The sequence below is a fragment of the Streptomyces bicolor genome (genome assembly GCF_000719285.1).
GTDB classification, from domain to species: domain Bacteria; phylum Actinomycetota; class Actinomycetes; order Streptomycetales; family Streptomycetaceae; genus Streptomyces; species Streptomyces bicolor.
This window is the reverse complement of record NZ_JOFS01000070.1, coordinates 1-13,206: the sequence shown is the minus strand read 5'-3', so window position 1 is coordinate 13,206 and position 13,206 is coordinate 1. Positions and strand designations below refer to the sequence as shown.

Annotated in this window: 14 protein-coding genes; all 14 read right to left on the bottom strand. The window is 71.0% G+C overall.

What is annotated here, in order from left to right; translation table 11 throughout:
• On the bottom strand, positions 1 to 751 hold a 751-nt coding region (metK, locus tag IF78_RS0142195), incomplete at its 3' end, for a methionine adenosyltransferase (protein ID WP_031488014.1).
• A 41-nt stretch (positions 752 to 792) separates the two neighbouring features.
• Positions 793 to 2,283 (bottom strand): FAD-dependent monooxygenase, encoded by a 1,491-nt coding sequence (locus IF78_RS0142190; RefSeq protein WP_031488013.1) that lies wholly within the window; start codon positions 2,281 to 2,283, stop codon positions 793 to 795.
• Positions 2,284 to 2,360: 77 nt separating this feature from the next.
• Positions 2,361 to 3,350, bottom strand: a complete 990-nt coding sequence (rfbB, locus tag IF78_RS0142185; protein WP_031488012.1) for a dTDP-glucose 4,6-dehydratase — start codon at positions 3,348 to 3,350, stop codon at positions 2,361 to 2,363.
• Positions 3,347 to 4,522 carry a nucleotide disphospho-sugar-binding domain-containing protein gene (locus IF78_RS0142180; RefSeq protein ID WP_031488011.1) on the bottom strand — a complete coding sequence of 392 codons (1,176 nt, stop codon included), beginning with the start codon at positions 4,520 to 4,522 and terminating at the stop codon, positions 3,347 to 3,349. Before IF78_RS0142180 ends, rfbB begins: the two co-directional genes overlap by 4 nt.
• 48 nt (positions 4,523 to 4,570) lie before the next feature.
• Complete coding sequence (locus tag IF78_RS0142175) at positions 4,571 to 5,251, bottom strand: antibiotic biosynthesis monooxygenase family protein (protein WP_031488010.1); 681 nt, start codon at positions 5,249 to 5,251, stop codon at positions 4,571 to 4,573.
• A gap of 43 nt (positions 5,252 to 5,294) precedes the next feature.
• Positions 5,295 to 6,164 carry a glucose-1-phosphate thymidylyltransferase RfbA gene (gene rfbA, locus IF78_RS0142170; RefSeq protein WP_031488009.1) on the bottom strand — a complete coding sequence of 290 codons (870 nt, stop codon included), beginning with the start codon at positions 6,162 to 6,164 and terminating at the stop codon, positions 5,295 to 5,297.
• A 105-nt stretch (positions 6,165 to 6,269) separates the two neighbouring features.
• Entirely contained in the window at positions 6,270 to 7,781 is a 1,512-nt protein-coding gene (locus tag IF78_RS0142165; RefSeq protein ID WP_051828674.1) for an FAD-dependent monooxygenase, read from the bottom strand.
• 2 nt (positions 7,782 to 7,783) lie between these two features.
• Positions 7,784 to 8,719, bottom strand: coding sequence for an aromatase/cyclase (locus IF78_RS0142160; protein WP_031488007.1), 936 nt, complete (start codon positions 8,717 to 8,719; stop codon positions 7,784 to 7,786).
• 21 nt (positions 8,720 to 8,740) lie between these two features.
• The gene (gene fabG / locus IF78_RS0142155) at positions 8,741 to 9,526 is read right to left on the bottom strand and encodes a 3-oxoacyl-ACP reductase FabG (RefSeq protein WP_031488006.1); all 786 of its coding nucleotides are present in this window, start codon (positions 9,524 to 9,526) and stop codon (positions 8,741 to 8,743) included.
• A gap of 118 nt (positions 9,527 to 9,644) precedes the next feature.
• A complete protein-coding gene (locus tag IF78_RS0142150; RefSeq protein ID WP_031488005.1) occupies positions 9,645 to 9,914 on the bottom strand; it encodes an acyl carrier protein in 270 nt (89 codons plus the stop codon).
• A 64-nt stretch (positions 9,915 to 9,978) separates the two neighbouring features.
• Complete coding sequence (locus IF78_RS0142145; protein ID WP_031488004.1) at positions 9,979 to 11,193, bottom strand: ketosynthase chain-length factor; 1,215 nt, start codon at positions 11,191 to 11,193, stop codon at positions 9,979 to 9,981.
• Positions 11,190 to 12,461: a beta-ketoacyl-[acyl-carrier-protein] synthase family protein gene (locus IF78_RS0142140; protein WP_031488003.1), complete on the bottom strand. Its 1,272-nt coding sequence runs from the start codon at positions 12,459 to 12,461 to the stop codon at positions 11,190 to 11,192. Before IF78_RS0142140 ends, IF78_RS0142145 begins: the two co-directional genes overlap by 4 nt.
• Positions 12,458 to 12,787 carry a TcmI family type II polyketide cyclase gene (locus IF78_RS0142135; protein ID WP_031488002.1) on the bottom strand — a complete coding sequence of 110 codons (330 nt, stop codon included), beginning with the start codon at positions 12,785 to 12,787 and terminating at the stop codon, positions 12,458 to 12,460. The genes IF78_RS0142140 and IF78_RS0142135 overlap by 4 nt, the downstream gene beginning before the upstream one ends.
• Before the next feature lie 173 nt (positions 12,788 to 12,960).
• Positions 12,961 to 13,206, bottom strand: a 246-nt coding sequence (locus IF78_RS44595; RefSeq protein ID WP_037642804.1) for an acyl-CoA carboxylase biotin carboxyl carrier protein subunit, incomplete at its 5' end; no start/stop codon positions are given.

The following is a 13,206-nucleotide window of genomic DNA, read 5'->3' as shown; positions in this document are numbered from 1 at the left end:
TGATGATCTTCCGGCCGGTCAGACCCGCGTCACCCATCGGGCCACCGATCTCGAACCGCCCGGTCGGGTTCACCAGCAGCCGGTAGCCGTCGGTGTCCACCTTGATGCCGTCGTCCAGCAGGGCCTTCAGCTCCGGCTCGACCACGAACTCCCGGATGTCGGGGGCGAGAAGGGACTCCAGGTCGATGTCGCTCGCGTGCTGCGAGGAGACGACCACCGTGTCGAGGCGTACGGCGCGGTCGCCGTCGTACTCGATGGTGACCTGCGTCTTGCCGTCCGGGCGCAGGTAGGGGATGGTGCCGTTCCTGCGGACGTCCGACAGGCGCTTGGACAGGCGGTGCGCCAGGAAGATCGGCAGCGGCATCAGCGTCGGCGTCTCGTCCGTCGCGTAGCCGAACATCAGGCCCTGGTCGCCCGCGCCGCCCGTGTCGACGCCCTGGGCGATGTCCGGGGACTGGGCGCCGATCGAGACGGACACCCCGCAGGAGGCGCCGTCGAAGCCCTTCTTCGAGGAGTCGTAGCCGATCTCGAGGATCTTGTCGCGGACCAGCTGGGCGATGGGCGCGTACGCCGTGGTCGTCACCTCGCCCGCGATGTGCACGAGCCCGGTGGTGATGAGGGTCTCGACGGCGACCCGGGAGGCCGGGTCCTCGCGCAGGAGCGCGTCGAGGACGGTGTCGCTGATCTGGTCGGCGATCTTGTCGGGGTGGCCCTCGGTGACGGACTCCGAGGTGAACAGGCGTACAGCCATGGGGGTTTCCTTCGGTGGGTGGGAAGGGCCGGGTCGGGGCGTCAGCGCGCGGTCGCCGCCTGCTCCGCCGGGCCGAACCAGCGCTCCAGTGCGGCCGTCGCCGGCTCACCGTCGGTTGAGGTCCAGGCGACGTAGCCGTCCGGCCGTACGAGGACGGCGGTGGCGTCGCCGAACGGGTCGGTGCGCGACTCGGTGACGTCGAGGGACGCGGTCACCGTGACCACGCGGTCCTTCCAGGCCTCGGCCGCGTGGCGGAGTTCGGCGTCGTCGGCGAGGTCGAGCAGCACGCCCTGCGCCTGGTGCAGCAGTTCGGCGGTGGTGGTCGTCGTGCCGGTGGCGGTGCGCAGCGCGCGGGGCGGCAGTCGGCGGCCCAGCAGGGGGTGGCTCCCGGTGCCGAGGTCGTAGCGGATGTCGAGGTGGCTGACCGAACCCGCCAGGTGGCGCTTGACGTCGTCGTACGCGAGCAGTTCGGTGAGCAGCTCGCGCAGCGGGTCGGCCTCCTCGCCGCCGAGGAAGACCATGCCCTGGGCGCGGGTGTTGCTCAGCAGCCGCTCGCCGACCGGGTGGCGTTCGGCGTGGTAGGAGTCGAGCAGGCCCTCCGGTGCCCGGCCGGCCACCTCGGCGGCCAGCTTCCACCCCAGGTTGACCGCGTCCTGCACGCCCGTGCTCAGGCCCTGCCCGCCGGCCGGCAGGTGGATGTGCGCGGCGTCGCCCGCGAGCAGGACGCGGCCGCGCCGGTATTCGGTGACCTGGCGGGTCGCGTCGGTGAAGGAGCTGACCCACTCGGCGCTGCCGTGCGAGATGTCCTCGCCGGTGATGCGCTGCCAGGCCTCGGCGACCTCCTCGAAGGTGACCGTCTCGCTGCGGTCGCGGGCCGGGGTGCCGTGCGGGCAGACGATGATGCGGTCCACGCCCTCGGCGAGCGGGGCGGCCATCACCATGCCGTTCGGCAGCTTCTCGCCGAGGAAGCGGGGCTTGAGACCACAGCCGACGACGTCGGCGAGGTACATGCCCCGGGTGGCCGGGGTCCCGGGGAAGTCGAACCCGGCGGCCTTGCGGACCACGCTGTGTCCGCCGTCGCAGCCGACCAGCCAGCCCGCGGTGAGCCGCTGCTCGCCCTCCGGCGTGGCGAGGGTGACCTCGACCCGGTCGCCGTGGTCGGTCAGGGCCGTGAGCGCCCAGCCGCGCCGGATGTCCGCGCCCAGTTCGCCGGCCCACTGCTCCAGCACGGCCTCGGTCTGGGACTGGGGTATGCCACGGGCGCCGAAGTGGGCGTCCTCCAGCGTGGTGTAGTCGAACTGCACGCCGCCGAAGTGGCCGAGCGGGCTGGTCTCCAGGCCGCCGAACCTCGGCAGCAGGCCGCGCTGGTCGAAGGCCTCCATGGCACGGGCGGTGAAGCCCAGGCCGCGCGACTGCCCCGTGGGCTCGTCGAGCAGCTCCGCCACGACGACCCGCGCCCCGCCGAGGCGAAGCTCACCGGCCAGCATCAGTCCGGTGGGCCCGGCACCGACGATGATCACGTCCGTGTCCACGAACGTCCCCTCCTGTCTGTGGTGGTGTGGTGTCGCGCTGTGCGCCGTGGCGCTCGCGCGCGATGTGACGGGGGCTGTCAGGCAGCGGCCGCCGACCGCGCGGCGTCCCGGACGGGCCGCCACCACTGCGGGTTGTCCCGGTACCAGGCGACCGTCGTGGCCAGCCCGTCCGCGAAAGCGGTCCGCGGCGTCCAGCCGAGTTCCTCGCGGATCTTGGTGTCGTCGAGCGAGTACCGCAGGTCGTGTCCCTTGCGGTCGCTGACGTGCCGGATCATCGAGCGGTCGGCCCCGCACAGCTGGAGGATCCGCTCGGTCAGGTCCAGGTTGGTCAGCTCGTTGCCGCTGCCCACGTTGTAGATCTCGCCGGCCCCTCCGCGCATCAGCACCAGCTGGATGGCCCGGCAGTGGTCGTCGACGTGCAGCCACTCGCGCCGGTTCTGCCCGTCCCCGTACACCGGGACCGGGATGCCCTGGAGCAGGTTGGTGACGAAGAGCGGGATCAGCTTCTCGGGATGCTGGTAGGGCCCGTAGTTGTTGGAGCAGCGGGTCACCGAGACGTCGAGGCCGTGGGTGCGCCAGTAGGAGCGGGCGACGAGGTCGGAGCCCGCCTTGGAGGCCGCGTACGGGGAGTTGGGCAGCAGCGGCCAGTCCTCCGTCCAGGAGCCCTCGTCGATCGAGCCGTACACCTCGTCGGTGGAGACGTGCACGACCCGTTCCACGCCGGTGGCCAGTGCCGCGTCCAGCACGGTCTGGGTGCCGAGGGCGTTCGTACGGACGAACTCGGCGGCCCCGGTGACGGAGCGGTCGACATGGGACTCCGCGGCGAAGTGCACCACGGCGTCGTGCCCCGGCAGCAGGTCCAGCAGCAGCTCCCGGTCGCAGATGTCGCCCTGGACGAAGGTCAGCCGCGGGTCGGCGGCGGGCAGGTTGGCGCGGTTGCCGGCGTAGGTCAGCTTGTCGAGGACCGTGACGGCGGTGCCCTGGGCCTCGCCGTACTCACCCGCGAGCAGCGAGCGCACATAGTGGGAGCCGATGAACCCGGCGCCCCCGGTCACCAGAACCCTCATGACGCCGTCCCCAGCAGTGTGGAGAGCCGGTTCATGACGTCGGCGGGCGTCGGCATGGTCCGCATCTCGGCGGCCACCTCCTGGCTCGCCAGCCGGTAGCGCGGCTCGCCGAGCAGTTCGCGCAGCGCCGCCGCGATGTCGGCGCCGGTGGCCTCCCGGCCCTCCAGCATCAGGCCGGCGCCCCGGGCCGCCGGCACCTGGGCGTTGGCCCAGCCGTCGTCGTGCGCCATGGGCACCCCGAGCTGGGGCACCCCGGCGTCGAAGGCGGCGTACATGGTGCCCATGCCGCCGTGGTGCACGATCGCGTCGCAGGTGGCGAGCAGTGCCCGCAGCGGCATCCAGTCCACCGTGCGCACATGGCCGGGCAGCGGTGCGGGCAGGGCGGTCAGTTCGGCGCCGCTGGTGGTGAGGACGACCTCGACGTCGAGTTCCTCGGTGCCCTTGAGGATGTCGCGCAGGTGGGCGCCGTCGCTGTAGAAGACGCGCAGCGAGCCGAGCGTGACGGCGATCCTGGGCTTCTCGCCGCGGCGCAGCGCCCAGTCGGGAAGTTCGGCGCCGCCCGTGTAGGGGGCGTAGCGCATCGGCAGCGTGTGACCGGCGCCGCCCTGGTGCGGGGCGTCCTGGTGGATGGTCTCCAGGGAGGCCGGGCTCAGGTCGATCTCCACCTCGGCCTCGTCCAGGGCGGCCACGCCGAAGCGCTCGGCGACCGGCGCGAGACGGTTCAGGGCGGGACGGAAGGTGGGGCGGCGGGTGCCGATGCCGTGCAGGACGGCGGGGATGCCGGCGGCGCGGGCGGCGAGCAGGCCGGCCACGGCGGGCGGCGGGTAGACGACGGCGTCCGCGTTCCAGGTCTTCGCGACGTCGACCAGGCCGTCGGCCATGCCGCCGGCCACCTCGGCGAAGACCCCGGCGACGTGCTCGATCACCTCCCCCGGGGTGAGGTTCCAGCTCACGTCGGTCTCGGTGAACCGGCGGACGAGGTCGTCGTACGGCGTCACGGACCGGCCGTCGTCGGTGGCGACGGTGTGCAGCCCGGCCGAGGCCGCCGTGGTCCGCGCGGAGCCGTTCGCCGCGACCAGCACGTCGTGGCCGGCGGCGAGGGCGGCGTGGGCCAGCGGGGCCAGGGGCAGCATGTGCGAGGCCCCCGGAATGGTGGTGAACAGATAGCGCATGGCTGTGCTACTCCGGTCCTGGTCCGTGGTCGGGGTTCCGTGGGGAGGTCAGCTCGCGGCGGAGCGGGAGTGCCACACGCGGAAGGTGTTCGCCCAGCGGGACGTGGCCAGGGAGCGGGCGCGCACCCGGCCCTTCTGGACGTCGAGCGGCCGCTGCTCGTCGGGGAGCGTGTGGAACGCGTCGTAGGTCTCCTTGCTGTCCCACTGCGCGTAGTTGACGACGGCCGTGCCGTCGAGGGCGCGGAAGTAGGCGTGGGAGCGGTAGCCGGGGACCGTCAGCAGCCAGTCGTCGGGCTTGGCGAGCGCGTCGACGAGGGCCTTCTGGTTCTCCGGCTCGCAGCGCAGCACGAAGATCACGGTGTAGTCGTCGCGCTGCGTGGAGATCTCGGCGGCGTCCCCGAGCGAGGGGTGCCGCTGGGCGAAGACCGCCTCGGTCTGGATGAGCTGCACGGTGGTGGCGAGCCGGTGGAACTCCGGCACGGTCTTCGTCCGGAACTTCTCCCCCGCGTACCGCGCCTTGAGGTCCTCGGCGCTGCGCCACTGAATGTAGTTGGCGGTGCCGGGGGAATCCTGACCGGCGTGCACGGTGGAGGAGATCCAGCCGGGGTAGTCGGCGTTGTCGACGATGTCCCGCATGGCTTCGAGCACCTGGTTCTGCTTTTCCCGGTCCTCGGTGTCGAAGAGGTTGAACAGCGTCATGTATCCGTCGTCGGGCGATATGAAAGGCATGATTCTCCGCTGGTCTCCGCTGTCGGAAAAATGGTGTGAACTCTCAGCCGGCCGCGGCGATTTCCATGACATAACGGCCGTACGAGGATTTCGCGAGCTTCTTGCCGAGCCGGTGGCAGGCCTCGCGGTCGATGAATCCCATGCGCCAGGCGATTTCCTCGATGCAGGCGATGCGGACACCCTGCCGGTGCTCCAGGATCTGCACGTACTGGCCGGCCTCGGTGAGGGCGTCGTGCGTGCCGGTGTCCAGCCAGGCGAAGCCACGCCCGAGGGAGATCAGCTTCGCCTTGCCCCGCTCCAGGTAGACCCGGTTGACGTCGGTGATCTCCAGCTCGCCCCGCGCGGAGGGGCGCAGGTTCTTGGCGATGTCGACCACGTCGTTGTCGTAGAGGTAGAGCCCGGTGATGGCCAGGTTGGACCGGGGCCGGGCCGGCTTCTCCTCCAGCGAGACCAGCCTGCCGTCGGCGTCCACCTCGCCCACCCCGTACCGCTCGGGGTCGCGCACGGGGTAGCCGAACAGCACACAGCCGTCGACGTCCACGACCGCGTCCTGCAGCAGGCCGCTGAAGCCGGGGCCGTGGAAGATGTTGTCGCCGAGAACCAGCGCCACGGAGTCGTCGCCGACGTGGTCCGCACCGATGACGAACGCGTCGGCCAGGCCGCGCGGCTCGTCCTGCTCCGCGTAGGTCAGGCGCAGCCCGTAGTCCGAGCCGTCCCCCAGCAGCCGCTGGAAACCGCCCAGATCACGCGGTGCGGAAATGATCTGGATATCGGTGATGCCCGCGAGCATCAGCACCGACAGTGGGTAGTAAATCATTGGCTTGTCGTACACCGGGAGCAATTGCTTCGACATTCCCAGAGTGATCGGCTGAAGCCTTGTCCCATGGCCTCCGGCCAGAATGATCCCTTTCACTGTCCCTGCCTCCAGGCAATTCTGCTGGGTTGTGGTCGGGGGAACCGGTGACCAGTCTTCTTCGGACGTCCGGACGGGTTCAAGTCCCGTCAGGTCAGAGCGATGTCAATTTCTGTCAGAAATGGCGGTGGCGCCGCCAACGGGACCGAACCAGTTGTTCAACGCGATTTCCGGTTCCCGGGGCCCGCCTTCCGCCCCGGTCCACGCGATGTATCCGTCGGGCCGCACGAGCACCGCACGGGCCGCGGCGAGCGGTGTGTCCGGCTCCGCCCGGGCGGTCACCGTGACGATCCGGTCGGCCCAGGGCCGCGCCGCGGTCCGCAGACCCGCGTCACCGGCCAGGTCGAGCAACAGGCCGCGCCCCGAGGTCCGCAGCAGCTCCGCGGTGCGCAACGGCCCGTCGGGAGCGGCCAGTTCGGTGTACGGCAGCCGGGTCCCGAGGAGCGGATCTGCGGGATCCGTGTCGGCGCCGTAGCGGATGTCGAGGCCCGAGATCATCCCGGCCAGGTGCCGGCGCACCTCGGGGCGTTCGGCGATCAGCTCGCCGAGCAGCGCGCGCAGCGGCTCCACCTCGGGCCCGCCGAGCAGCAACAGCGCCTGCGCCCTGATGTTGGCCAGGACCCGCCGGCCGACCGAGTGCCGCTCGGCGTGATAGGTGTCCAGCAGCCCTCGCGGTGCCCGGCCGCGCACCTCGGCGGCCAGTTTCCAGCCGAGGTTGACCGCGTCCTGCAGCCCCAGGTTGAGCGCCTGACCGCCGGCGGGCATCTGCCGGTGGGCCGCGTCACCGGCGAACAGCACGGGGCCGTGACGGTAGGCGACGAGCTGCCGGTTGGCGTCGCCGAAGGAGTTCACCCACAGCGGGGTGCCGCCGCTGATGTCCTCCCCGGTGACCCGCTTCCAGACCTGGGCGACCTCGGTGAACTCCGGCTCGGCGGACCGTGGTTCGGCGACGGCGCCGAACTCGTGCACCATGACCCGGGTGACCCCGTCACCGCGCCGGGCGGCGATCGCCAGCCCCCTGTCCAGCCGCTGGAAACGCCGGTTAGGTACGTCGATCCCCGCCACGTCCGCGCGCAGCAGCTCCCGGTCCGCGTCCCGGCCGGGGAACTCGGCCCCGGTCAGGCGGCGCAGGGTGCTGTCCTCGCCGTCGCAGCCGACCACGTACCGCGCCCGGATCCGCAGCGCCCGGCCGCCGGGTCCCGCCGCCACCGCCTCGACGTGGTTCCCGGCCACCCGCACCGCCCGCAGTTCGTGCCGGCGCCGCAGATCCGCGCCGAGCCCGAGCGCCCATTCCTGCAGCAGCCCCTCGGTACGGGTCTGCGGCACCTTCCACTGGCCGGGCCAGGGGCTGGGCAGCGTCAGGTCGAGCGGTACCCCGCCGAAGTGACCGCGCGGCTCGTCGGGCGGGGTACCCAGGGCGTCCAGCAGCCCGCGGCTGTCGAGGAGTTCCATGGTGCGGGCGTGCAGCGTCGAGGCCCTCGACTCGGTGGTCGGGGCGCCCCGCCGCTCCAGTACGACCGTCCCGGCGCCGCCGAGCCGCAGCTCCCCGGCGAGCATCAGCCCGACGGGTCCCGCGCCGACGACGAGGACCTCGGTGTCCAGCGTGCGCGAGGCCACCCTCAACGCCTGTTCTCGGCGTGGTCCTTGGCGTGACCCAGGGTGGCGCGGCTGTTGGTGCTGAGCGCGCCCTGCACGTACGCGCGTGCGTCCGCGACGGTGGCGTCCTCGCCGAGGATCCTGGCGATGTTGGCCGTGTTGAGGACCACGGTGTGCTGCGAGGAGGCGGCGACGCCGGACTCGTTCTCGGTGAAGGTCCAGTAGCCGGTGTGCAGGGTCATCAGCGCGGGCAGGGTGACCTGCTTGTAGGCGATCCTGTGGTGCGGGAACGTCACCCGGTACGACTTGGTGGTGTGCGTGGACCCGTCCTTGGCGCGGGTGTCCATCTCCAGGCTCTGCAGGCCCGGGGTGTCCTCGCTGAAGCGGACGGAGGCCACGTGCGGCAGCCGTTCCACCCAGAGCCCGGCCTCGTTGATGAAGTCGTACACGTCCTTGGCGGAGCCGTCGATCTGGACGGTGTCCTCGAAGGAGAAGGTGATCTCCTCGGAGGCGTGGGCGAGTTCGACGTTCGTCTTCAGCGCGGCCAGCTCGGAGCGCGAGTTGCGGTCGACGGCCTCGTCGATCCACTTCAGGCCCTCGGGATCGTCGTCGATCGCCCGGTAGTCGTGCAGCAGCCTGATCCTGGACGAGGCCGCGGACAGCGGCTCGATGATCCAGGTGCCGCCCATCGCGGCGACCGGCGGGGTGGACACCTCCTGGCGGAAGGTGATGCGCAGGTTCTCCGGGTCCAGGGTGCGGCGCGAGGTCCAGTTCTTGGCCTCGCCGTTGGCGGTGGCCCAGATCCGTATCCGCTCCTCGCCCTCGCCGCGCTCGAGGTGGTCGACGTAGATGGTGGGCGGGAAGATCCGCGGCCAGTTCTCCACCTCGGCGATCAGCCGGTAGACGGCGGCGGCCGGGGCCTCGACGGTGATCTCGTGCTCTACCTGACGGGTCGTCATAACGTGGCTCTCCTCCGTGTGTCAGAAGTTGCCCAGCCCACCGCAGACGTTTAGCGCCTGGGAGGTGATGGAGGCGGCGGTGTCGGAGGCGACGTAGCCGACGAGGCCGGCGACCTCCTCGGGGCTCGAGTAGCGGCCGAGCGGGATCTTCGCCCGGAACTTCTCCAGGACCGCGTCCTCGGTGGTGTCGTAGGCGGCGGCGTACCCGGCGCGCACCCGCTGGGCCATCGGCGTCTCGACATAGCCGGGGCAGACCGCGTTGACGGTGATGCCGGTCGGGGCGAGCTCGTTGCCGAGCGCCTTGGTGAACCCGACGACGCCGTGCTTGGAGGCGGAGTAGGGAGCGCCGAGGACGACGCCCTGCTTGCCGGCCGTGGAGGCGATGTTGATGATGCGGCCACGGTCCTTATGCCGCATTCCACCGGTGTTCAGCACTTCACGCGTCATCCGGAAGACGCTGTTGAGGTTGGTGTCGATGACGTCGTTCCACAGTTCGTCGGCGATGTCGGCGGTGACGCCGCCGCCGCTGCGGCCCGCGTTGTTGACCAGGACGTCGACGGTGCCGAAGCGGTCGACGGCCGCCTGCACGAAGGCCTTGACGCCGTCGGTGGACCGTACGTCCACGGCGGCCCCGTCGACGTCCAGGCCCTCGGCCTGGAGCTCCTTGACGGTGGACGCCACGTTCTCGGGGGTGCGGGCGCCGAGGAAGACCTGGTGGCCCTGCTCGGCGAGGAGCCGGGCGACGGCGAGGCCGATCCCGCTGGTGGCTCCGGTGACGAGGGCGACCCGCTTGTGCTGCTGCGCCATGTTCTCTTCTCCCATGGGTAGTGCGGTGCGATGACGGTCGGCGGCCCGGAGGGGGTGCGGGGCGGGCGACGGCGGGGCAAGGCCCGGACCCGCCCCGCGATCACCTCCGGGCACCGCGTCAGGCGGCGGCGCCCACTCCGAGCAGGGCGTTGACGGCCGCGATCAGGGCACGCGGCGTGTGAGCGTCGGTCAGGACGTCGTCGTCGAGCGTGATGCCGAACTCCCGCTCGATCCGGCCGCCGGTCTCCAGCAGCGCGAGCGACTCGTAACCGAGCTCCTCGAAACCGGTGTCGAGGATGTCGCCGTCGAGGTCCACGCCCTCGTCGGCACCCGCGCCCTCGCGCAGGATCCGCTTCAGGTCGTCCAGGGTGAATTCCGTTGTGGCCACGTGAGGTTGGTCCCTTCGTGTTCTGGTGTGTAGGTGATCGCCGGCTTACGACGTGGTTCGGGCGCTACTCCACGCCCCGCACCACCACCGCCGAGTTGAACCCGCCCTGCCCGCGAGCCAGTACCACCGCCGTGCGCACCTGCGCGGGGCGCGGCTGAGGACCGACCAGGTCGAGGCCGTACTCGGGCAGCGGCTCGGTGTTGACGGTGGGCGGGATCAGACCGTCCGCCATGGCGAGGAACGCGGCGGCGAGATCCAGCGGCGCGGCACCCGAGTACAGGCGCCCGGTCATCGTCTTGGGCGCGGTGACCGGAACACCGCCCACCCCGAACACCGCGTTGATCGCATCGGCTTCCGCCCGGTCCAGCTCGGGCACGGCCGCCGCGTCCGCGAAGACCACGTCCACCTCGTCGGGCCGGATCCCGGCATCCGCGAGAGCGGTCTCCAGCGCCCGGCGCAACCCGGGCTCACCCCCGCTCCCCGGCCGGGGGTCGATGGTGGCGCCGTACCCGGCGATCTCCCCGTAGACCTTCGCACCGCGCCGCCGCGCCGCCTCGGCGGACTCCAGGACGAGGATCGCCCCGCCCTCACCGGGCACATGGCCCCGCGCGTCGGCGTCGAAGGGCAGGTAGGCGCGCGTGGGCTCGTCACTGGCGCTCAGCCGGCCCCCCGCGAGCTGCGCGACCCAGCCCCACGGGCAGATGGAAGCGTCCACCGCCCCGGAGACGATCAGCGCGGTCCCCTTGCGGATCTGCCGCCTGGCCTGCGCGACCGCGTCCAGCCCGCCGGCCTGGTCGCTGACGACCACACCGCTCGGCCCCTTCATCCCGTTGCGGATGGAGATCTGGCCACTGTTGACGGCGTAGAACCAGGCGAAGGACTGGTACGCGCTGACGTGCTGACTGCCCAGACTCCACAGCTTGCGCAGCTCGTTCTGCCCGAACTCGAACCCACCGGAGTGGCTCGCGGTCACCACGCCCATGTCGAACTCGGGCAGTTCCGCCGGTGTCACCCCCGCGTCGGCGAGCGCCCAGTCGGCGGCCACCAGCGCGAGCCTGGTCATCCGGTCGGTCTGCGGCAGCAGCCGGTTCGGCAGATGGTCCTCGGCGACGAAGCCCGGGATCTCACCGGCCAGCCGCGCAGGGTACTGGGAGGGGTCGAAGCGGGTGATCCGGCCGATGCCGCTCTTGCCGCCCCTGGTCGCGGCCCAGAAGTCGTTGGTGCCCAGCCCGTTGGGGGACACCACACCGAGGCCGGTCACCACTACGGCCGTGCTCATGCCGCACTCCTCTCGGGCCGGGCGAGCACCATGGCGCTCTGGAAGCCGCCGAACCCGCTGCCGACCGAGAGCACCGCGTCGGTGATCTGGTCGCGGGCCGTCAGCGGCACGTAGTCGAGGTCGCACTCGGGGTCGGGGGTGTGCAGATTGGCCGTGGGCGGCACCACGTTGTGCTCCATCGCCAGCGCGGAGGCCGCGATCTCGATGGAACCGATCGCCCCCAGCGAGTGGCCGACCATCGACTTGATGGAGCTGACCGGGGTCCGGTAGGCGTGCTCGCCCAGACTCCGCTTGAAGGCGGCGGTCTCGTGCCGGTCGTTCTGCTTGGTGCCCGAGCCGTGGGCGTTGATGTAGTCGATCTCCTCCGGGTTCATCCGCGCCTCGTCCAGCGCGACCCGGATCGCCTCGGCCATCTCCGCGCCGTCCGGCCGCAGCCCGGTCATGTGGTACGCGTTGCTGCGCGTGGCGTACCCGGTGATCTCCGCGTAGATGTGCGCGCCGCGCCGACGGGCGCTGCCCAGCTCCTCCAGGACGAACACCGCGGCGCCCTCGCCGAGGACGAAGCCGTTGCGCGTGCCGTCGAAGGGTCGGGAGGCCCGCTCGGGCTCGTCGTGCCGCGGAGTGGTCGCCTTGATCGCGTCGAAGCAGGCCATCGTGATCGGCGAGATCGGCGCGTCCGAGGACCCCGCGACCACCACGTCCGCGGAGCCCTCCCGGATCAGCTCCACCGCGTGGCCGACCGAGTCGATGCCCGAGGTGCAGCCGGTGGACACCACCGTGCTCGGCCCCTGGGCGCCGACCGCCCAGGCCACCTCGGCCGCGAAGGAGCTCGGCACCAGGTAGTTGTAGAGGTGCGGTACGGCGTAGGTGTGGTCGACGAGGTCCAGCCGGCCGCCGTCACTGACGATCCGGTACTCCTCGTCCAGCCCCATCGTGGCGCCGACGGCGCTGCCAATGGTGACGCCCACCCGGTAAGGGTCGTACTCCTCCACCTCGATGCCGCTGTCGGCGACGGCACCACGCGCCGCGACCACCGCGAACTGCGCGGCGCGGTCCATCCGGCGGACCTCCTGCGGGCTCAGCCCGTGCTCCTCCGGATCGAAGTCGATCTCCGCGGCCACCCGGGAACGGAACGGCGAGGGATCGAAGAAGGTGATCCCACGGGTCGCGGTCCGGCCCTCGCTCAGCAGGCTCCAGAAGTTCTTGGTGCCGATGCCGCCGGGGGCCAGGACCTCCATCCCCGTGATGACGACTCGTCGTGCCGTCACGCCGACGCCTCCCAGTGGTAGAAGCGGGTCGCCATGGCGTCGGCCGGCGAGCGCCAGGTCGCCGGGTCGTAGGCCTCGATGAACGGCTTGAGGTCGTCGCTGATCCGGATGAACCGCGGATCGGCCTTCGCCTGCTCGATCAGCTCACCGCCGTTGTCCGAGTCGAAGTCCTGAAGATGGAAGTAAAGGCCCCGGTACGAGAACAGCTGACGGCGCCGGGTACCCATGCGGTGCGGCATGTCGCCGGCGTCGAACTCCGCGAACAGTTTGGCCACGTCGACGCTGGAGTCGGGATCCATCCGAGCCACGATCAAAGTGCTGTGCATGCGTCTCTCTCCTCCACGACAGAGTTTCCCGGTAATTCCACGCGCGGTGACCGGATGAATTCACATCGCATGACTCTCGGCAGAGTTCCGAGAAGCGCGAGAAAGGGAATCTGACAACCAGGTTCTTCGCTTTTCCGGCCGCTTTCAAGGGAGTTCAGGTCATACGAATGTCATCAGTCCTTGATTTCGCAGATGGGGGCGCCGGAGGTGAGGGAGGCGCCGACCTCGGCGGACAGGCCCTTGATGGTGCCGGACTTGTGGGCGTTGAGGGGCTGTTCCATCTTCATGGCCTCGAGGACGACGATCAGGTCGCCTTCCTTGACCTCCTGGCCTTCCTCGACGGCGACCTTGACGATGGTGCCCTGCATCGGGGAGGCCAGGGTGTCACCGGAGGCGGCCGGACCCGACTTCTTCGCCGC

What these genes read in the sequence shown, in the direction of transcription:
- rfbB (WP_031488012.1), bottom strand. Translation starts at nt 3,350, where the DNA reads ATGAGGGTTCTGGTGACCGGGGGCGCCGGGTTCATCGGCTCCCACTAT.
- IF78_RS0142135 (WP_031488002.1), bottom strand. Translation starts at nt 12,787, where the DNA reads ATGCACAGCACTTTGATCGTGGCTCGGATGGATCCCGACTCCAGCGTC.
- IF78_RS0142160 (WP_031488007.1), bottom strand. Translation starts at nt 8,719, where the DNA reads ATGACGACCCGTCAGGTAGAGCACGAGATCACCGTCGAGGCCCCGGCC.
- IF78_RS0142180 (WP_031488011.1), bottom strand. Translation starts at nt 4,522, where the DNA reads ATGCGCTATCTGTTCACCACCATTCCGGGGGCCTCGCACATGCTGCCC.
- fabG (WP_031488006.1), bottom strand. Translation starts at nt 9,526, where the DNA reads ATGGCGCAGCAGCACAAGCGGGTCGCCCTCGTCACCGGAGCCACCAGC.
- IF78_RS0142145 (WP_031488004.1), bottom strand. Translation starts at nt 11,193, where the DNA reads ATGAGCACGGCCGTAGTGGTGACCGGCCTCGGTGTGGTGTCCCCCAAC.
- IF78_RS0142175 (WP_031488010.1), bottom strand. Translation starts at nt 5,251, where the DNA reads ATGCCTTTCATATCGCCCGACGACGGATACATGACGCTGTTCAACCTC.